Raw genomic sequence first — 18792 nt, forward strand, 5'->3', positions numbered from 1 at the left:
TTAAAATTGCAAGTGCCACCAAATAAATAGCTATTATAAAAGTTATTGTATATATAATTTTACTTTTCAATTTTATATCCAATTCCCCATACCACCTTTAAATATTTTGGTTCTTTGGGATTTATCTCAATCTTTTCCCTTATCCTCCTTATATGCACTGCTACAGTATTTTCAGAGTTATAACTACTCTCTCTCCATACCTTTTCATAAATTTCATCAATAGAAAATACTCTCCCTTTATTCTCCATAAGTAATTCTAGTATTTTATACTCAAGAGGAGTCATACGAGCTTCTTCACCATCAATAGTTATAGATTTTGTGCTTTTATTCAGTATTAGCCCTCTTACTATAATTACATCATCACTCCCTTTAAAATTGCCAAGGCTTGTATATCTTCTTAATTGAGACTTCACTCTTGCAACTAATTCTAAAGGATTGAAAGGTTTTGTAATATAATCGTCTGCTCCAATGTTAAGTCCTAATATTTTATCTGTATCTTCAGATTTTGCTGAAAGCATAATTATAGGAATATTTTTGCTTTCCCTAATTTTAAAAGTTGCCTTTATTCCATCCATTCTTGGCATCATAATATCCATTAATATAAGATGAATTTCTTCTTTATCCAAAATATTTAGTGCCTCAATTCCATCCATTGCCTTAAAAACATTTATACCTTCATTCTTTAAATAAATTTCAATAGCATCTCTAATTTCTTTATCATCATCAACTGCTAAAACACTATATTTAGTCATGTATCTATCCCTCCATTTATCTTTAATTTATTATATCATCTCCATATTCCTTCATCTCCTCTTTACTAATGCTACATCACTATTGTACAAAGGATTTTTTACAAAACAGTTAGTATATTTCTTAAGAATTTCTTAAGAAATATACATTTAGCTCTTAAACTATTAATAATCATAAAAAATAGCTTAAATATAAAAAAGTAACAGAACTTTATCTGCTACCTCGTATTCTAAATATTTTTTATTTATTCTTTAAGGAATACTTGCAATTTTAAATATTGAATCTATCTATAAAAGATTTTACCGTATTTCCTATAAATATATCTGCTTTATAAAATATTATAAAAATTTTTTCTTCTAAGATTAATAGTATAAAAGTAAATTTTTTCTCTAAAAACAAAAAAACTTCAACTATTTTAAAATATGTACATTTAAAATAGTTGAAATTTTCTTTGTTCTAAGGTTTTAGGCTATAGATTATCATGCTTATAATATAACCTTAAAATTTAATAAATTCTAATGGTGCTCTCCATGATGATTGCACATAACAGCTCTATCTTTTAATTCACCTTTTAAATAATTTGATAGGGCATCATCTATTGTTGAATTGACTCCTCTTATAACATTTAGGTTATATTCTTTTAAAGCATTATAAGCTCCAGCGCCTATTCCTCCAGTAATTACCACTGATGCACCTTCATTTAAAATTAACTTAGATAGTCCTCCATGATTATGTTGTAAATCCATAACTGAAACTTCCTTCTTTTCAGTTACTTTCCCATTTTCAACTGTAGCTATAATAAAACTTTCACTTTTTCCAAAATGTTGGTTTATCATATCCCCGTTTTTTGGTATTGCTATTTTCATATATACTACACTCCTTTCTATATAGTTCCATTATATACCTATACAGATTAAAAATCCAATTAGTTCCCTTATTGTATATCTCTTTAATATTAATACCTCTAGCTTCTATTTTATCTCATAATAAGATTTTACTTTTTGCTATTAACCCTTCTAATTATTTTACTTAATAATCTATTAGGAATTATTCTAGAGCAAATCACTAACAATTTATTATTAATCCCAGGTACAATAACCAGCTTATTTTTCATAAATTTCTTATATCCAATGCAAGCAACTAATCTTGGATTCATTAAAGTTTTCTTTGCAAAGTCAGCCTTTTTAACCTGTGATCTTTCTTGAAAATTAGTAGCAGTAGGTCCCGGACACAACACCGAAACCTTTATATTAGTATTTTTTAGTTCCTCTTTTAATCCCTCCGTTAAAGAAAGTATATATGCCTTAGAAGCATAATAATTATTCATAAAGGGTCCAGGTGAGAAAGCAGCAGTAGAAGATACATTTAAAACTCCACCTGAGTTTCTTTCAATCATATCAGGTAAAAAAAGCTTAGTAAGATGGATAACTGCCTTAATATTAACATCAATTAAATTAAGCTCCCTATGTAAAGAAGTATCACTTAAAGCCCCAAAAGATCCAAGTCCTGCATTATTAATTAAAAACTCTATCTCGTAATTATTTTTCTTTATAGATTCATATATTCTCATAATATCTTCAAAGGAACTTAAATCCCCAGCTAAAATAACTACATCACTAGAATAACACTGAAATTCCGCTTTCAATTCCTCAAGTCTTTTTATATCACGACCACATAAAATCATATTATGGCCATTCTCTCCAAAAACCTTACTAAGCTCATATCCTATTCCAGAAGTGGCACCTGTAATCAAAGTATATCTCAAAATAATACCTCCATTTTAAATATCTATTTATAGAAAATTATATCAGTACATTGCCACTTATAGGGTTCATTAATGAAAATTTAACTTATGCATGATTTTAATTTCCATAAAAAAATTCTTTTCTATGAATGAAAAATTAAGAATGAAAGATGAAGAATTATGGTTAAAACTTCACGGTTAAGACCTTTGAAGTTTTTTGAGAATAAATTTTATTTTAAGAAATTCACTAAGGGTGAATTTCATCCTAAATTTTTCATTCTTCATTATTAATTCTTAATTCCTAAGGATTTAAGCTATTTTTATAAAAAATTTATTTTCCAAAGTATATATTAAGTTTTTACATTGTATCCCTATAGGGCATATAAAAATAAACTTTTCCAAAAATAAAAAACCATAACTTTATTAAAAGCTATGATTTTTACATAATGTAAATATTAAGTTATTACTAAATTTAAGAAGTTGCTAATGACCTTTCTTCTTTTCCTTTTTCTTTTCCTGCTTCAATTGAAATTTTATTTTCTCTTTTAATTCCTTCTTTTTTTTTTAAAAGATTTTCTTTGCAGTTTATTAGTTTCTAATTCTTCTTTTAATGCTTGTTGAGCCTTGGTGCCAATTCCTTTATTTTTTACTTCTTCTTTAATTTTTCTTTGCAATCTTTTAGGATTTATTTTTTTATCAGAAAATATTTCTTCATCCTTTGCAATACTAAACTTAATATTATAATATTTACTAAGTATAAATTCATATATTTTTGAATCCCTCGGCTCCGATCCAAAAATCACCTTTGCTACCTTATAATTTTCATCCCATTTTTCTAGTATACCTACCCAAAATGGTTCTTCAAAAAGTATCGTTAGCTTTAATTTTACTGTATTCATTTTACCCTCCTAAAATTAACCTTTAAGAGAATGGACAACCCAGGAGGGCAGGTTACTGCTACTTCATCATCTTTAATTATATATTAAAAACGACATATAGGTTCCGACTACCAACGGAACTGTGTTTTTATCTCTTATTTTTATTATATATCTTTCTAATAATTTTTACATGTATCTATAACAATTTAAATTATTACAATATTTTCCTGAAAAAATACTGATCATAACCATTAATACATTCTTCAAGTAATCCAAATAATTCATATCCCATTTTATTATAAAATTCAGGCGCCTGAAAACCAAAAGTATTAAGATAAATAAGTTTACACTTTTTATCTACTGCTATGCTCTCCATATGTTTTATTAGATTTTCCCCAATTCCTTTTCCACGGTGTGAATTATCTACCCATAAGAAATCTATTGTTAAACATTCATTATCTCTTGAAGCAACAATACCACCAACTACTTTTTCATCTTCATCCTTATAACAAAAACTAAACTCCTCATAATCTGTAATAAATTTAACATTATGTTCAACTAACTTATTATGAATATATTCTTTTTCCTTCTCACTGCAAGGCTTTAATATAAAATTATGATCTTTATCATTAATTGAACTCATTTAAATCTCCCCTTAATCAAAATAATTCAACAATATATAGCCCACTGATTATGTTTATAGATATACTACCTTAAAATTAATATATAGGCAATATATATTCTATTAAATATTTTAATTTATAACTTAAAATATTTGCAATTTACAATTATTGAACTAAGCTTACTTAATTGTTATTAGATAACTGTTTTTTATCCACATTAGAATTATATAGCATCCCCAATAATATCAGTAATCCACCAATTATTTTTCCCTTTGATATAGAGCTTAATTCTAAATAATCTATAATAATTCCTGTAAAAATCTGTCCTATAAATATAAGTAAAGTAGTATACATGGTTGGTATTTTAGGAATTACAACATTGGAAGCAGATACAACTATCACTCCAATTAACCCACCTAAAAAAGCATAAAAAGGTATGTTAGAAAAATTATCAATATTAAAATTATATGTGCTTTTCGCAAATACCATTATGATTAAAATAACTAGCAATCCCACTATATAATTTATAAGTGTGCCTCTAAGTACACCTATTTCTTTTGCTAAGCCTGCATTTATAATCATTGATATTATTGTAAGTCCTCCACCTATCATTGCTAATATTATATAAACCATATTATAACCTCCTAATATATTGCCATAACAACAATTCCTATAGATATTATTATGAAACCTATAAGTTTTTTATTTTGAAACTTATAAGTATTCATTCCAAGCAATCCAAAGTGATCAATAAAGCAAGCTACTACTAATTGTCCAAAAACTGTTAATGACAAAGTTAAGGAAGCACCAAGATAAGTAAAACATATATTACTTAATAATACCATTAAAACCCCTATGGCACCTGCACTGAATAAGTAAATAGGAACTTTCTTATGAAAGGTAATTTTTTGTTTTTTTACTATGAAAATAAATATTAGTGTAATAAGACCAACTATATGTATTATTAATATTGATAAATAACTACCTGAATAGCTATGTAATATGGCATTGAATGTTGCCATTATGGCAATAAAAACGCCTATAAATATTGCTCCAATTTCATACATAAAACCCCTCCTCTCTATTCTAATGTTTAGTTTATCAAATAAAATTATTTTTATATACGACATTTGTCATATATAAAAATATTCTTTAATATATAATGTGAAAATATCTATGCTATGATGTCAGTATGATATAAGATACTATATAATTAAGGGTTTAATCATGGAGGGAATTATTATGGAGCAAATTAATAATGAAGAAAATTTAAAATATTATATAAAAAAGTATGGAATTAATAATATTTTTCAATCAAATACCCTTGACTATATGAAATTGTATTCCTTTAATAAGAATGAACATATTTGCAAAGCTAATGAAAAAATGAATTATTTTTATTTTTTAGTAGAAGGTAAGGCTAAAGTATATATCCTTCTAGCTAATGGTAAATCTCTTTTACTTCGATTTTACAATCCATTAGATATAATTGGTGATATGGAATTTATAGACTCCAATATTTATAATTGTAATGTCCAAGTAGTTAAGGAATGCTTATGTATTGGAATTTCTTTAGACGATTTAAGAAAATATGCTCTAAATGATCCTATATTCTTAAAATATATGTGTAAAAGTCTTAGTGAAAAATTAGCTAGTTCTTCTCTTTCAAGTTCTATAAATCTTCTTTACCCTTTAGAAAATAGATTAGCTAGTTATATTTTGGCTGTTTCTCCTGAAGAAAATGAATATCCCTTAGATGGAATAGTAGCAGATAATTTAATAGAGATTGCAGAAATATTAGGTACGAGCTACAGGCATTTAATTAGGGTTATAAATAAGTTTTATAAAGAAAAGATTATAAAAAAACAAAATAATCTATTGATAGTTTTAAATAGAGATGTCTTAAAAAGACTAGCAGGAGATTTATATGAATAAAGTAAAAAGTCCGCAGTTTTAAAGACTGCGGCTAATGTATAATATAAACTAATGAGTTCTAAAATTAATATATAGAAGATAATCAGTACTTTGTAGTATTATAATTAAAACTATTGAATTCATAATTAAAAAGCTGAGTAATTATTTGTTCTAAAAATAAATTAGCTAATCTAATTATCATTATCACTAGTACACAATTATATACCCGCCAATTTAAGTTATACTATTTCTAATGCACTATTCTATTTGGCATAAGGTTTTGCATAAAGTTCTTTTTTAGTGATCTTATTTAATTTACCCATCTTTATCCAACCTCTATTTCCCATAAACTTGAATAAAAATTTAGGGAATTGAGGTGATTCAAATATATTACTTTTAGACACTTCCACATTGTTTTCTATATCCTCTTTCATATCTTGAAGCGCTTTATAAATCTTCTGCTTCGGATTTCTATTTAGAGGGATATTGTTTTGTGTTTCTCGCATGAACTCACCAGCTCCTATACCTATCCCAAATCTCCATATAAAATGTACTTTATCACAAAAATTTTTTATAATCTGAATAGCATATCTATTTTGTTCACCTTCAAAGAAGCCACAATTGACTATAGCATACACTCTTGGTAGTCTTCTTTCATCCATAAAGCTTTCTTTATTTTTAATAAAGTTTTCAAATCCAACTAAAAATTCTATTACTGTTGAAGGTAAAGAATCTACATATAGAGGAAAAGTAAAAATTATATTATCTGAATTAATTGCTTCTGTATATATCTCTTCTTTATCTATACTTTTTCTAAAGTCTATTATACTTATTTTCTTTATCTCAACTTTCTCTTTATCTAGTAATTTACATACTTCATTAATAAAATACTGGGATGCACTATTTTTACCTCTTGGACTTCCATTGATAAGATATACTTTTTTCATTATTTATCACCACCTATATTTTCAAGGAATTTGATAAAATCATTAATAATTTTATCTATATATTTCATATTTTTACATATATATGTCTTTGCCATGCTTTTTTGAAAATTTATTGCATTTGCCCTATTTAAATCTTGAAAGGTTTTTTCTTCTTGGCTTGTTATTTCCTCTCCATAACCTATCATAACTAGCTGTGGATATTTATCATAACGTGGAGCATGATGCATTTCACCATTTATCATTTTAAAAAAAGGGAGAATATTACCTATACTTCTATCTAATACCCTCTTTATAGCTGGACTATAACAACCATACTTTACTGGAGTAAGTAATATACATATGTCACTCCATACAACACTATTATTAATTTCCCTGGCTAAGTCATCATATATACATATTCCTGGTGTATTAAGCCAACATTTAAAACAGCCTATACAATGAGTTAAATCGGAATTTTCTATATTATAATTCTTATAGTTATAATTTCTTTCCTGAAGTTCATAAACTAATTTTTTTTGTAAATTAGAACCAATATCTTCTTTATTAGAATCATCACTTATAATCAATATTCTCATAATATCCCCCTATCAAAATTATTATAAAACCCAGAAAGTTTACATTGTAAACTTTATACCGAAATTATACATTATATAAGTTTACACTGTCAACATATTATGATACAATTTTTATATTAAATTCAATTTGGAGGGTGCAATAACAGTAATAAAACATTATATACGTTTATTGAATTCATATAATATTTTTATTACTATAAGTTCAAGAGGTGATATAAATTAAATATTATTAAACCTCATCATGTTGGTTCAACAGGATATAGGTATTATTCACAAAAACAACTTAATCATTTTTTAAGAATTAAAGACATTGAAACTAAAAATAAAAAAGTAATTGGATATTGTAGAGTTAGTTCACATAAGCAAAAGGACGATTTAGAACGTCAGATTGAAAATTAGTAATTCTATATAAAGATAGATTACTAAGATCTGGACTTAAAATAATAGAAAATCTATGTAATAAGTATGGGATAACTATTGAAATTGTAGATAATACTAAAAAGATAGAAGAACAGGAGTTAGTAGAAGATTTAATTCAAATAGTTACAGTTTTTAGTTGTAGATTACAAGCCAAAAGAGCAAATAAGGCAAAGAAAATGATTAAGGAGTTGTTAGAGAATGATACTGGCGAAGAAAGTTAGAATTATTCCAAACATAGATCAGGAACAAAAACTTTGGAAATCTATTGGAACTGCAAGATTTATATATAATTGGACACTTGCAAAACAAGAAGAAAATTATAAGAATGGTGACAAATTTATTAATGATGGTGATTTGAGAAAAGAATTAACTAAACTTAAAAAAGATGAACTAAATTGGCTTAATGAAGTATCTAACAATGTAGCAAAACAAGCTGTAAAAGATAGCTGTAATGCTTATAAAAGATTTTTTAAAGGATTAGCAGATAAACCAAGATTTAAAAGTAGAAGAAAAAGTAAACCATCATTTTATAATGACAATATAAAATTAAAAGTTAAATCTAAGATGGTTTTAATTGAAAAAGTAGGTTGGGTTAAAACAGCAGAGCAACTCCCAATGAATGTTAAATATACTAATCCAAGAGTAAGTTTTGACGGAAAGTATTGGTACTTATATGTAGGTATTGAAAAAGAAACTCCAATAGCTAAGCTAACTGACGAAAGCATAGGTATAGATGTTGGGATTAAAGACCTTGCTATATGCTCCAATGGAATGACTTTTAAAAATATTAATAAAACAAGATTAGTTAAGAAATTAGAAAAAAGATTACGTAGGTTGCAACGTAAAATATCAAGGAAATATGAATTAAATAAAGAAGGAAGGGAGTTCGTCAAAACCAGCAACATTATAAAACTTGAAAAGCAGATTAGATTACTTCATAGGAGGTTGTCTAATATTAGGCACAATCACTTACACCAAGCAACTACTAAGATAGTGAAAACCAAGCCGTCAAGAGTAGTTATGGAAACACTTAATATTAAAGGTATGATAAAAAATCGTCATTTATCTAAAGCTATAGCACAGCAAGGATTATATGACTTTAAAAGACAACTTCAATATAAATGTAAGTTTTATGGAATTGAATTTATTGAAGCTGATAAATGGTATCCATCATCAAAGACTTGTAGTAAGTGTGGACATATAAAGAATAAGTTATCACTATCTGAAAGAACTTATATTTGCGAAGAATGTGGAGCAGTAATTGACAGAGATTTTAATGCTTCAATTAATTTAAGCAAATATTCGGCATAACTACTTAAACAGTTATGTTTGAGGTGTAGGATTCGTTGTATCCGAAGTTAAGCCCTCGGAGTGCTATACAAACCAAAGTAGCTTTGGCAAAATGGGGTACGTCGAATAGGGAATTAAACAAACTTTATAGAGTTTTATAAAGTTTTGGCAACGGGTGTATAAAATTGACTAAAGAAAAATATCATCATGGTACTTTAAAAGAAGATATGATAGATAAAGGACTATTACTTCTAAATAAAGAAGGCTTTGAAGGTTTTTCATTGAGAAAAGTTGCTAGTATGTGTGGAGTAAGCCATACAGCACCTTATAAGCATTTCAAAGACAAAGATACACTTATTAATGAAATTGCTCTTAAAGTTATAGAAAGCTTTAAATCTTCACTTATGACGGCAACTATAAATTGTTCTGATGATCCAAGAGCTCAAATTATTGAAATGGGAAAGTGCTATGTAAAATTTATGGTTGAAAACCCTGAGTACTTGAAATTTCTTTTTCTTACAGAACATACTTCCCCCATTGTTGTTGAAGATAATAAATTTTTATGCCATATAAATAGTCCATTTAATGTTTTTAAGGAAAGTGCTGAATTTTATCTTTCCTCAATGAATTTAGATAAAGACATGTATACTTTAAATATTTTAACTATGTGGAGTTTAGTTCACGGTATAGCTGTGTTAATTGCTAATAAAGCTCTTGATTATAAAGGAGATTATTTAGAATTAGTTCATAAAATGATTGATGAAAATCTAAAAATGTAAACAGACTAAACCATAAATTATATAAATCTCTAGTAGAATTTATATAATTTATGGTGAATTTTTATTGAAATATATTTAATAGAGATTTTAAAGAAAGGTAAATATATCATTTGGATATAGATCTAATTAAATATTCTTAAGAGCTACTGGTCCACCAATTACTTGTCTTTTTACTGACAATATACCGCTTTCAAGAGATATAACACTCCATTTAACTAAAGTGAGCTTACCATTTTCTAGTTCTATAGAACTCATGGAATAAGGATGAACACAGCAGCCATCATTAAAATAAATGCTTTTCTTTTCCTCTGGTAATCTTGAACGATGCGTATGTCCTGCTATAATAGGCTGATTATTATTTTTAGCCCATTGTTCCAATTTTTTATCGACTTTTGTTCTTTTAGAATTATTTTTAGCTGGGCTTGTAAGGTTCTTAAATCCAAAGACTTGTTCAAGAAATGACCAAACATATCTAACCAAAAATCCAGTTACAAAGCTTAAATTATAATTCATAAAATCTACTTGATGCCCATGTACCACAAACACCCTCCTATTAGTCGGCCTATAAAGCAAGGTCAATCCATCATATATAGGTGTATTATGAAATAAATTGTATAATGTTCTTTTCTCCAAATCAAACCTTAACTTTTCAATATCTTTCTTAAACTTTTTAGTATTTTTTACTGCATCATGATTTCCAAAAATCATATAAAATCTATTATCATTTTTAAACTTTAGTAACATCTCAAAAATATCCTGATGGACTTCATATATATTAACAATTTTAGGCACCTTCCAAAGTTCATCTCCATCACCAATTTCAATTTGAGTAAAACCATTGTTGTAATAGTAACTAAGTGCAGCCATATATATATTTCTGTTAGGAAGTAACGCATCTTTCCAAGTGCCATCCCCTCTATGACAATCACTTATAAACACTACTTTTGATTTATCATCAACCTCTATCTCTGGAGCTTTATTTAAAATGTCTTTTAAAATATCTTTTTCAAACATATCTAACCTCAAAACTATTGGTTAGTACATAATATGAAAAAGTATTTTCTCTGTTATTTAATATTTAAAATTCTTTATAAAAATAGTAGCATAAAACATAATTGGCTTCTGCTACTAAATCTTTAAAATTGAAAATTTTTTAAACAATAAATTCTCTTTTAATAACTTTAAAATGTTCTGTCTATATTAAATATTTTAGGATCATTCTTAAATTCATTTAAGGTTGGTTTTTCTCACTCTTTCCATCCTCCATTAAATATTCATATGATTATTAACAAAAAGAGACTAAATTCTATAGCTATCACTAACTGGTTAGATTGCAATTTTTTATAGTTATTAAAATAAACTATAAATTATATAATTATTGTTTTTAAAAAAAGATTCCCATATAAAATGGAAATCTTTTTTAGTTTTTGATATTAAATTTATTTTTATACACCTTAAATCTAATTTAAAGAAATGTAAATATCAATAGTTTGGTTATTTATGTCTTCACTATCATTATGGTAAACTTCAAAATCACAATTATATTTTCTATCTAAATCCATGTTCCAAATCTTTCCCCAAGCTTCTCCTACTGCCTTTTGCATATGACCTTTTACTGTGAACTTTGCATATTTACCTGATGGTATTACTTTAGTAACAATATCATCCTTCTCTTCTATAACCCCACTTATTTCAACAGCACAATAAAATTTATATGGTTTTGTATAGTCACCTTCATATTCTGTATATAAGCCTATAGCTTTTTCATTTACCCTCATTGGAATAGAATCTATTATTTTTTCTCCTATAAATTTTCCCCATAGCATACCAATATCTATCATAGCTTTCATATTTTTATTGGTAGTTTCTACTCCTATTCCAGCTACAATCTTTTCTTGTATATTAACTATTTCATAATTCATCTTCGTCGCTCCTAACATCATTAAATTTTTAAGATACTTTAGTTAATCTTATCATTTTAAAGTTGACAGCTGTCTGTCATATTCAAAAACTTTTATAGGAAATATTTATTTTCTTATTTCAACAACCTATATTCTACACTCCTAAGTTTACTCTCTCTATTCTTACCAAAATATTTTATAATAAGCACCTTACTAAGATTAATGAGTTTATATCTCTGTTATTTATTCTTTTCCCTTTTCAAGAGCAATCTCAACTGCCTTTAAAATTACTTTACTGCTTAGCGTGGCACCACTAACTTCATCAACTTGCAGTGTCTGCAAGCTTTCAATTTCATCTGTTATTTTTTCCGCTTTTTTCCCTAGTCCACATTCATGTTTTTCAATTTTTATATCCTTAATCTTATTACCTATTACCTCGACTTTTACAACAGCTTTTACTGGTCCAGCTTCATATTCTCCAATATAAGAACCATCATTAATATCTTTAATATTAATATTTTTAATTTCAATATTTGGTAGTTCAATAGATTTTATATAGAAAAATCCAGCGGTTGCAACTATAAAGATTATAATTACTATACTAATAAGAATTTTTATAGATTTCTTCATTTTACTTCTCTCCTTAATAATTTTATCTAAATATTATATAAGGTATATAAAAATAACTAGTTAATATGTTTAGAAACTATGTTCACTGAACTCCATAATGTTAGCAAAATCAATGTCCTTATCTCATGAAAGATATTCTAAACAGCTTTAACCAGTTATTTCAATTTATATGACTAATACAAAAATTTATTTTTATTCAAGATAAGTTCTTTTACTAAGGTCTGTAACCCCATACTTTCTTGCAGTTTTTCTTGAATTATAGTTTAAAAAAGCTACCAATGGTGGATAAAAAAATTTAGGAATTTTTACTGTTAGAAGTTTTTGAGATTCAGAAGATATTGTTTTCCCATAAAAAACATCTTTCAGTGCAAGTTTAAAAGCTGTGGTAATTTTCTTTCCCTTCCTCCCTAAATTCTCTAGCAATTCTCCATTTATTATTGCGCCTCCTCCATAAGCTAAGCCTCCCATCCATTTCATTCCTGTCTCCTCTGCAAAATACCTACAAGATTCTAGAAGAGGCTCACAAAGGATTATATCTGGAAATCCACATTGAGCTATTGCAAAACAACTCTTCCCTTGAAGTTCATCTGCAAATTCAACGGTGAGTTTTTCAAAGAACCAAATGGCAGGATAAGGAAGCGTATCTACATACAGAGGGGATATGAAAGTTATGATATCGCTTTGTAAAATAATACTTTTTAAATCATTAATATTTTTATTTTTGTCAAGATAATCAATAATGTGTATAATTTCAGCAGTACTACCTTCTTCTTCTATAAGCTTTTTTATTGTACGTCCAAAGCTATAGGAAGTTCCTTTCTTTCTAGGACTTCCATTTAATATAAGAAATCTTTTCTCTCCATATTTAAACCTCCCCTCTAAGGACATCCTCTATTTCATGCTTTATTTTTCTTATATTATCTAATGGTTTAAATATAAGATTTTTCTGTGTGCACTGCATATTTAATCCATTTCTTTCTACTAAGGTTCTAAAATTATCCTCTGCACCTCTCACATACTTTGAAGCTATCCCTATTCCAATTATCAATTTACTATCATATCGCATCGGATGAAGCATATGACCATCCTTAACCATATAGAGTGGGAGACCTACTGCCATGAATTTATCAAGAGCTTTTTTCAACTGTGAGGAATATCCTCCAAACCTTATAGGGGTAAGCATTATCATTACATCACTTTTCGCAAAAGCTTTAATTATGCTAGGCATGTCATCTTCAAAAACACACTTACCTGGACTTTTATGTGAACAAGCTCCACAACTTCTACAGGGCAATATATTCATATCTTTAAGCTTAAAATATGAAAATTCCTCGCCTTTTCCTTCAAGCATCTTTTTAAGTATATCACCTATAAGATTTTCTTCTTCAAATCCATCAAGTATTACTACCCTCAAACTCTACTCCTCTCTAAGCTAAATATTATTTATTAACTTTGCAAATTTATTTATATTTTCTTCTGAAATATTTGATATATCTTTATTAGTTTTAGCTACCTTCTTTACTATGAATCTTTCCAGAGTATTCATATTTTTAAATATAAATTCTCCGCCAAAATATCCTATTGCCGATGCATGAGTTAACAATTCTTCTGGAAAAGAACTATTTAATTGCATCTCTTCATTATCTCTGTTCATACAACATATAAAAAATCCAATTTTTTTATTTTTTAAGATATTAATATTTTCAAAGCAAAAGTTTCTTATTTCACTTTGAATTTTACCTATATAAATTGAACCACCAATAATGATATTATGAAAAAACTCTATATTAGGTATATCTTGATTTCTTATATTTATAGCTGTAACCTCTCCTTTAAGCTTATCCTTTAAAATCATAGTACATTTTTCTGTACATCCATGCTTAGATCCATAAATAATAAGTGTTTTCATTTTGAAATCTCCCTTTATTTTAATAATCCATTGATAAGAATTTGAAAATGATGATCTATAAGTCTATCTTTTTGCTTCTTAGAAATGTTTTTTTCTAAAATTAATCTAGAAAGAAGCCCATAGGTAGATGTCCATATAATCTGTGCAGTAAGCTCAACATCCATTTCTCTAAATATACCTTTTTCAATACCTAATGAAACTAACTTACACATAGATTCTATACTCTTTCTCTCCTTTGAAACACCTTCATCTAGCATATTTACTTTATCTTGTATACCTTCAATATCGTTCATTACAATTGCTCTAAACTGCTCTGGTACTTCAAGTATAAGCTCAATATAGGCTTTTAAACCATCTACTATTGATTTATCTGGATTTTCAATATCTATAGGAATTTTACTTATTGTCTTTAATATCCTTCCGTATCCTTCCTCCACAATCAAAGTTACTATTTCATCTTTATCCTTAAAATAATGATAAATAATGCCTGGTGAATACTCTATTCTCTTAGCAATTTTCCGTATAGATAAATTTTCATATCCTTCTTTAGCTAATATATCACTTGCAGCCTCTAGTATCTTCTTCTTTATAAGCTCTCTTTCAAGCTGTCTTCTTTCCGTAGTTCCCATTTTTCCCTCCAATAGAATAGATATTATTGAACATCGTAATATTATTAAATACCGTTCAATAATATTCTACCATTATTTTCTTTGTAGGTAAATATAATATTTAAACTTTAAATAATCACAGAATCTAATTATCATCTCGTCAAAATATAAATAAGAGAAAAATTATTATCATAATAAATAAAAACACAGTTGTAAAACAATTGTGTTACAACTATGTTTTTATTTATTAATTAAATTCTTCCATCAAAATATTCTATACCAATTGCTTCACGAACCTCTTTTAGTGTTCTAGCTACTACCTCTCTAGCTTTTTCACTTCCCTCGTATAGCATTTTATATATGCTCGGAATATCTTTCTGGAATTCTTCTCTCCTTTTCCTTATAGGTGATATCTCAGCTTGTAGAATTTCATTTAAATATTTCTTTATTTTTACATCCCCAAGTCCACCTCGCTTATAGTGTTCCTTCATCTCTTCTAAAGCAGAACTATCTTTGCAGAAAGTATCTAAATATATAAATACTGGATTATTCTCCACTTCTCCTGGGTCTTCAACTCTTAAATGTTTAGGATCAGTAAACATACTCATTACTTTTTTCTTTATAATGTCCTCATCATCTGATAGGTATATTGCATTTCCTAAAGATTTACTCATTTTAGATTTTCCATCTATTCCGGGTAGTCTACAGGAACTATTTTCATTTGGTAGTAATGCTTCAGGTTCGACTAAAACTTTTCCATATATAGAGTTAAAAGCTCTTACAATTTCTCGACTTTGTTCAATCATAGGTAATTGATCTTCTCCTACTGGAACAATATTGGCTTTAAATGCTGTAATATCAGCTGTTTGACTTACTGGATAAGTTAAGAAACCTGCTGGTATACTATTTTCAAAATTTCTCAGTTTAATTTCTTCTTTAACTGTTGGATTACGCTGTAATCTGGATACTGTTACTAAATTTAAGTAGTACATTGTCAGCTCATGCAGTTCTGATATCTGTGATTGAACGCAAATTATGGATTTTCTTGGTTCTATACCAACAGCCAAATAATCTAAAGCTACTTCTATTAAATTATTTCTTATTTTCTCTGGATTTCTTGCATTATCAGTAAGTGCTTGCTGATCTGCAATTAATAAAAATGTTTCATACTTTCCTGTATTCTGTAATTGAACTCTACTTCTTAAAGAACCTACATAATGTCCTAAATGTAAATTCCCTGTTGGTCTGTCACCAGTTAAGATTATATCTTTTTTCATAAAAACACCTCTAATCTAAGATTTTACTAAAGCAACACTATCTTTTTACTGAATAAGAAGCTCTGATTAAAGATAAGTTCACCACTTTATATAAGAACATACCCGCTATTAAATTTATCACTGTAGCTGGTAGTACTACTGTTAGTAATAATGTTGTAAATGATGCTGGTAATCCTATTATTATTTGTGCTGATAATAAAAATATTATTCCGCTAATTAAGGTTCCTATAGGTAATATTACCAAAGCTATTATATAATTTTGTTTTTCTTCACTTAATTTCTTGAAAGATTTAAATTTACAAATTACAAAGATTAATATATATACAAAATTTACTGTTATCAACTTATCTAATATATTTGGTATTTGACCTCCTGGAAACTTTGTGGTCATAGCCGTAAATACTCCTGTTACTATACCTGCTACTAAAGAAGCTTTATAATCATCCTTGTTTAATATGATTATTATAAATAACATTGCCAAAGCAAAATCTGGTTGCATTGGTAATCCTAATGCAGGGGTAATTTGATGTAATAGTGCACCTACAGCTAAAAGTAATGCGTTAATTGTTAATTTCTTTATATTCATATTCTCACTCCTCCTGAGGCATATTGAAAAAATAACTAGTTGATATGATAGTGTATTTTTTCATATACCTAAATCCATTTAATTTTTTATTATTTATATATTTCTTTAAAATACACTTTCACACCATACTACTCCCCCCTAAAATACTTTACTCTCTACCCTCTTCTTTATAAATAAAAAAACTCCGCCCTAAATCAATAGGACGGAGATATTATCCGCGATACCACCTAAATTGCAATATATGTATAACTACCTTAATAAGCTTAATTTTCATTTACTTAAGAATCAATAGATTTATAAACTTAAAAATAAATAAACTTTACACAATAAAAAAATAGTACAAGTTACAAATCTATAATACCTTAAGTACTAAAAGTTTATACATATACTATACGCCTCTCAACTTCAAGTACTAACATACTCTATCCGCTATAACGTGCAGCCCACGATAACTGGTACTATCTAAAAAGATTTCCCTTTATTCCTCTGAGGCCCATTCATTAAACTCTTTCATGCTAGGATTCCACCATCCCCAGCTCTCTTTAACGAACCTAAATTTAATTACTCTCCCTCTTCACTGGATTAAAATTTATTCTATTTAATAAAATTATATTCATTATTTTTTAAAATGTCAACTTATTTTTAATATTTCTTTCTATTATTCATATTTTGAAATTTTAATTATAACTTTTTATGAAAAATAATTTTGGAATGAAACATTCTTTAATATAGATATTTCTATAACTTTTCAACAGTTACTGCTGTACCATTTACAATTACAGCAATAATATTTTTACTAAATAGTGCGTAATCAAAATCAAGTCCTAAAATGGCATTAGCATTTACATTAATAGCCTTACGAATTAATTTATGGGTTGCACTACTTCTTGCTTCATCCAACTTAGAAGCAAATCCTTCATCTTCAACTCCAAAAAAATCAGAAAGACTTGCAGAAAATTCACTAAAGAAACCAGTGCCTATAACAGTTTCTGCACAAATAACTTTGTTGTATTTTATAATTTTGTATTCCTCAAAATTGTATCCAGTAGTCATAAGAAAGTTTTCTATTTGTTCTTTCAATACTTTTTCTTGTAATTTTTTCTTCTGTAATTTTTCTTCCTTTAATTTTTCGTTAAATATTTCAGTTTCTTTCTGGATGCATATATATTGTCCACACTGATAGCATAAACCTGAATTTATCATCTCTTCTGTTAACTTTTCCCCACATTTTGCACATATCATATAAATACCCTCCCATATTTTCGCCCCTTATTTAGAGTTAAAATTATAAACAATTATTATTTATGTGGAATATGCCCTATTTTATAAAAAAATTGAATAATACTCTTACTATACTAATTATATTTATTTTATTTAATTATCTCAACAAAATTTGCCATTTATAGAAATAATTTATACAATTACTTTTATTTTTTAGTTCTCTTCATATTTTAAGTTTTATTGTAACAATAAATAGATTTAGTGTTGAATTCATAAAAAAATTTTATAGTCATCCTTTGTTTTTTAAGCTCTAAATAATTTTTATGCTATACTTGTATTATTAATTTGTATTATAAAAGGAGATGGAATTTTGATTTTACCTTATTTAGTAATTATTAATATAATAGGATTTTATATAATGTTTTTAGATAAAAGGAAGGCTAAAAAACATAAATGGAGAATTCCTGAAAAAAACATATTTTTAATAGCCTTATTAGGCGGATCTCTAGGATGTTTATTAGGAATGAATATTTTTAGACATAAAACTAAGCATTGGTATTTTAAATTTGGTTTACCAACAATACTGATATTACAAGCGGTAATTATAATGTACTTTTTAAAAGACATTCCTAATCTCATAAAATTTTAATTTAAAAATATAAATTAGATTATACTACCTTTAATATTAAATAATCATTTTTTAATGATTCATATTGACTTTTCACAAAATATAGAATATA

22 protein-coding genes and 2 pseudogenes are annotated in these 18792 nt (G+C 27.1%); 5 read left to right on the top strand and 19 right to left on the bottom strand.

The features are described from left to right. Positions 1-59 precede the first annotated feature (59 nt). From ACWPW7_RS17860 to ACWPW7_RS17890, 7 genes and pseudogenes are all read right to left on the bottom strand, one after another. Positions 60-752 carry a response regulator transcription factor gene (locus tag ACWPW7_RS17860; protein ID WP_454054591.1) on the bottom strand — a complete coding sequence of 231 codons (693 nt, stop codon included), beginning with the start codon at positions 750-752 and terminating at the stop codon, positions 60-62. A 513-nt stretch (positions 753-1265) separates the two neighbouring features. After that, positions 1266-1616: a NifB/NifX family molybdenum-iron cluster-binding protein gene (locus tag ACWPW7_RS17865; protein ID WP_454054592.1), complete on the bottom strand. Its 351-nt coding sequence runs from the start codon at positions 1614-1616 to the stop codon at positions 1266-1268. A 128-nt stretch (positions 1617-1744) separates the two neighbouring features. Further along, a complete protein-coding gene (locus ACWPW7_RS17870; RefSeq protein WP_454054593.1) occupies positions 1745-2515 on the bottom strand; it encodes an SDR family NAD(P)-dependent oxidoreductase in 771 nt (256 codons plus the stop codon). Positions 2516-2977: 462 nt separating this feature from the next. Further along, positions 2978-3393: pseudogene (locus tag ACWPW7_RS17875) on the bottom strand (YjdF family protein). A 193-nt stretch (positions 3394-3586) separates the two neighbouring features. After that, the gene (locus ACWPW7_RS17880) at positions 3587-4015 is read right to left on the bottom strand and encodes a GNAT family N-acetyltransferase (RefSeq protein WP_454054594.1); all 429 of its coding nucleotides are present in this window, start codon (positions 4013-4015) and stop codon (positions 3587-3589) included. Between the two features lie 163 nt (positions 4016-4178). Next, a complete protein-coding gene (locus ACWPW7_RS17885; protein ID WP_454054595.1) occupies positions 4179-4628 on the bottom strand; it encodes a DMT family transporter in 450 nt (149 codons plus the stop codon). 11 nt (positions 4629-4639) lie between these two features. After that, complete coding sequence (locus ACWPW7_RS17890; RefSeq protein ID WP_454054596.1) at positions 4640-5062, bottom strand: DMT family transporter; 423 nt, start codon at positions 5060-5062, stop codon at positions 4640-4642. Between the two features lie 175 nt (positions 5063-5237). On the opposite strand from ACWPW7_RS17890, the gene yeiL reads away from it, so the two are divergent. Beyond that, positions 5238-5930: a transcriptional regulator YeiL gene (gene yeiL, locus ACWPW7_RS17895; RefSeq protein ID WP_454054597.1), complete on the top strand. Its 693-nt coding sequence runs from the start codon at positions 5238-5240 to the stop codon at positions 5928-5930. 242 nt (positions 5931-6172) lie between these two features. On the opposite strand, the gene ACWPW7_RS17900 is transcribed toward yeiL, so the two are convergent. Together ACWPW7_RS17900 and ACWPW7_RS17905 are read right to left on the bottom strand one after the other, a co-directional pair. Continuing rightward, positions 6173-6856 carry a flavodoxin gene (locus ACWPW7_RS17900; protein ID WP_454054598.1) on the bottom strand — a complete coding sequence of 228 codons (684 nt, stop codon included), beginning with the start codon at positions 6854-6856 and terminating at the stop codon, positions 6173-6175. Continuing rightward, positions 6856-7431 (bottom strand): NAD(P)H-dependent oxidoreductase, encoded by a 576-nt coding sequence (locus tag ACWPW7_RS17905; RefSeq protein ID WP_454054599.1) that lies wholly within the window; start codon positions 7429-7431, stop codon positions 6856-6858. Before ACWPW7_RS17905 ends, ACWPW7_RS17900 begins: the two co-directional genes overlap by 1 nt. 216 nt (positions 7432-7647) lie before the next feature. On the opposite strand from ACWPW7_RS17905, the pseudogene ACWPW7_RS17910 reads away from it, so the two are divergent. From ACWPW7_RS17910 to ACWPW7_RS17920, 3 genes and pseudogenes are all read left to right on the top strand, one after another. Then, positions 7648-8072, top strand: a pseudogene (locus ACWPW7_RS17910) (IS607 family transposase); the annotation flags it as partial. Continuing rightward, the gene (locus ACWPW7_RS17915) at positions 8050-9162 is read left to right on the top strand and encodes an RNA-guided endonuclease InsQ/TnpB family protein (protein ID WP_454054600.1); all 1113 of its coding nucleotides are present in this window, start codon (positions 8050-8052) and stop codon (positions 9160-9162) included. The pseudogene ACWPW7_RS17910 and the gene ACWPW7_RS17915, both read left to right, overlap by 23 nt. A gap of 164 nt (positions 9163-9326) precedes the next feature. Next, complete coding sequence (locus tag ACWPW7_RS17920) at positions 9327-9920, top strand: TetR/AcrR family transcriptional regulator (RefSeq protein ID WP_454054601.1); 594 nt, start codon at positions 9327-9329, stop codon at positions 9918-9920. Between the two features lie 126 nt (positions 9921-10046). On the opposite strand, the gene ACWPW7_RS17925 is transcribed toward ACWPW7_RS17920, so the two are convergent. The 10 genes from ACWPW7_RS17925 to ACWPW7_RS17970 all read right to left on the bottom strand — a co-directional run bounded on the left by ACWPW7_RS17925 (position 10047) and on the right by ACWPW7_RS17970 (position 18073). Next, a complete protein-coding gene (locus ACWPW7_RS17925; RefSeq protein WP_291559473.1) occupies positions 10047-10934 on the bottom strand; it encodes a metallophosphoesterase in 888 nt (295 codons plus the stop codon). A 446-nt stretch (positions 10935-11380) separates the two neighbouring features. Further along, positions 11381-11842, bottom strand: coding sequence for a GyrI-like domain-containing protein (locus ACWPW7_RS17930; RefSeq protein ID WP_454054602.1), 462 nt, complete (start codon positions 11840-11842; stop codon positions 11381-11383). Positions 11843-12064: 222 nt separating this feature from the next. Continuing rightward, on the bottom strand, positions 12065-12451 hold the full coding sequence (locus ACWPW7_RS17935; RefSeq protein WP_291559479.1) for an FMN-binding protein: 387 nt from the start codon (positions 12449-12451) through the stop codon (positions 12065-12067). A 192-nt stretch (positions 12452-12643) separates the two neighbouring features. After that, on the bottom strand, positions 12644-13339 hold the full coding sequence (locus ACWPW7_RS17940; protein ID WP_454054603.1) for a flavodoxin family protein: 696 nt from the start codon (positions 13337-13339) through the stop codon (positions 12644-12646). Further along, positions 13317-13865 (bottom strand): flavodoxin family protein, encoded by a 549-nt coding sequence (locus ACWPW7_RS17945; protein WP_454054604.1) that lies wholly within the window; start codon positions 13863-13865, stop codon positions 13317-13319. Before ACWPW7_RS17945 ends, ACWPW7_RS17940 begins: the two co-directional genes overlap by 23 nt. Before the next feature lie 18 nt (positions 13866-13883). Continuing rightward, positions 13884-14360 (bottom strand): flavodoxin domain-containing protein, encoded by a 477-nt coding sequence (locus ACWPW7_RS17950; protein ID WP_454054605.1) that lies wholly within the window; start codon positions 14358-14360, stop codon positions 13884-13886. A gap of 14 nt (positions 14361-14374) precedes the next feature. Next, positions 14375-14989, bottom strand: a complete 615-nt coding sequence (locus tag ACWPW7_RS17955) for a TetR/AcrR family transcriptional regulator (protein ID WP_454054606.1) — start codon at positions 14987-14989, stop codon at positions 14375-14377. A gap of 230 nt (positions 14990-15219) precedes the next feature. Continuing rightward, complete coding sequence (gene trpS / locus ACWPW7_RS17960) at positions 15220-16245, bottom strand: tryptophan--tRNA ligase (protein WP_454054607.1); 1026 nt, start codon at positions 16243-16245, stop codon at positions 15220-15222. A gap of 37 nt (positions 16246-16282) precedes the next feature. Beyond that, the gene (locus tag ACWPW7_RS17965) at positions 16283-16831 is read right to left on the bottom strand and encodes a tryptophan transporter (protein ID WP_454054608.1); all 549 of its coding nucleotides are present in this window, start codon (positions 16829-16831) and stop codon (positions 16283-16285) included. 738 nt (positions 16832-17569) lie between these two features. Then, a complete protein-coding gene (locus tag ACWPW7_RS17970) occupies positions 17570-18073 on the bottom strand; it encodes a YbjQ family protein (RefSeq protein ID WP_454054609.1) in 504 nt (167 codons plus the stop codon). Between the two features lie 349 nt (positions 18074-18422). Here ACWPW7_RS17970 and ACWPW7_RS17975 point away from each other — a divergent pair, with 349 nt between their 5' ends. Continuing rightward, positions 18423-18701: a DUF1294 domain-containing protein gene (locus ACWPW7_RS17975; RefSeq protein ID WP_454054610.1), complete on the top strand. Its 279-nt coding sequence runs from the start codon at positions 18423-18425 to the stop codon at positions 18699-18701. The last annotated feature ends 91 nt before the right edge of the window (positions 18702-18792 follow it).

This window comes from Clostridium sp. Marseille-Q7071, from assembly GCF_965112025.1.

What these genes read in the sequence shown, in the direction of transcription:
- ACWPW7_RS17860 (WP_454054591.1), bottom strand. Translation starts at nt 752, where the DNA reads ATGACTAAATATAGTGTTTTAGCAGTTGATGATGATAAAGAAATTAGA.
- ACWPW7_RS17865 (WP_454054592.1), bottom strand. Translation starts at nt 1,616, where the DNA reads ATGAAAATAGCAATACCAAAAAACGGGGATATGATAAACCAACATTTT.
- ACWPW7_RS17880 (WP_454054594.1), bottom strand. Translation starts at nt 4,015, where the DNA reads ATGAGTTCAATTAATGATAAAGATCATAATTTTATATTAAAGCCTTGC.
- ACWPW7_RS17885 (WP_454054595.1), bottom strand. Translation starts at nt 4,628, where the DNA reads ATGGTTTATATAATATTAGCAATGATAGGTGGAGGACTTACAATAATA.
- ACWPW7_RS17890 (WP_454054596.1), bottom strand. Translation starts at nt 5,062, where the DNA reads ATGTATGAAATTGGAGCAATATTTATAGGCGTTTTTATTGCCATAATG.
- yeiL (WP_454054597.1), top strand. Translation starts at nt 5,238, where the DNA reads ATGGAGCAAATTAATAATGAAGAAAATTTAAAATATTATATAAAAAAG.
- ACWPW7_RS17900 (WP_454054598.1), bottom strand. Translation starts at nt 6,856, where the DNA reads ATGAAAAAAGTATATCTTATCAATGGAAGTCCAAGAGGTAAAAATAGT.
- ACWPW7_RS17905 (WP_454054599.1), bottom strand. Translation starts at nt 7,431, where the DNA reads ATGAGAATATTGATTATAAGTGATGATTCTAATAAAGAAGATATTGGT.
- ACWPW7_RS17915 (WP_454054600.1), top strand. Translation starts at nt 8,050, where the DNA reads ATGATACTGGCGAAGAAAGTTAGAATTATTCCAAACATAGATCAGGAA.
- ACWPW7_RS17925 (WP_291559473.1), bottom strand. Translation starts at nt 10,934, where the DNA reads ATGTTTGAAAAAGATATTTTAAAAGACATTTTAAATAAAGCTCCAGAG.
- ACWPW7_RS17930 (WP_454054602.1), bottom strand. Translation starts at nt 11,842, where the DNA reads ATGAATTATGAAATAGTTAATATACAAGAAAAGATTGTAGCTGGAATA.
- ACWPW7_RS17935 (WP_291559479.1), bottom strand. Translation starts at nt 12,451, where the DNA reads ATGAAGAAATCTATAAAAATTCTTATTAGTATAGTAATTATAATCTTT.
- ACWPW7_RS17940 (WP_454054603.1), bottom strand. Translation starts at nt 13,339, where the DNA reads ATGTCCTTAGAGGGGAGGTTTAAATATGGAGAGAAAAGATTTCTTATA.
- ACWPW7_RS17950 (WP_454054605.1), bottom strand. Translation starts at nt 14,360, where the DNA reads ATGAAAACACTTATTATTTATGGATCTAAGCATGGATGTACAGAAAAA.
- ACWPW7_RS17955 (WP_454054606.1), bottom strand. Translation starts at nt 14,989, where the DNA reads ATGGGAACTACGGAAAGAAGACAGCTTGAAAGAGAGCTTATAAAGAAG.
- trpS (WP_454054607.1), bottom strand. Translation starts at nt 16,245, where the DNA reads ATGAAAAAAGATATAATCTTAACTGGTGACAGACCAACAGGGAATTTA.
- ACWPW7_RS17965 (WP_454054608.1), bottom strand. Translation starts at nt 16,831, where the DNA reads ATGAATATAAAGAAATTAACAATTAACGCATTACTTTTAGCTGTAGGT.
- ACWPW7_RS17970 (WP_454054609.1), bottom strand. Translation starts at nt 18,073, where the DNA reads ATGATATGTGCAAAATGTGGGGAAAAGTTAACAGAAGAGATGATAAAT.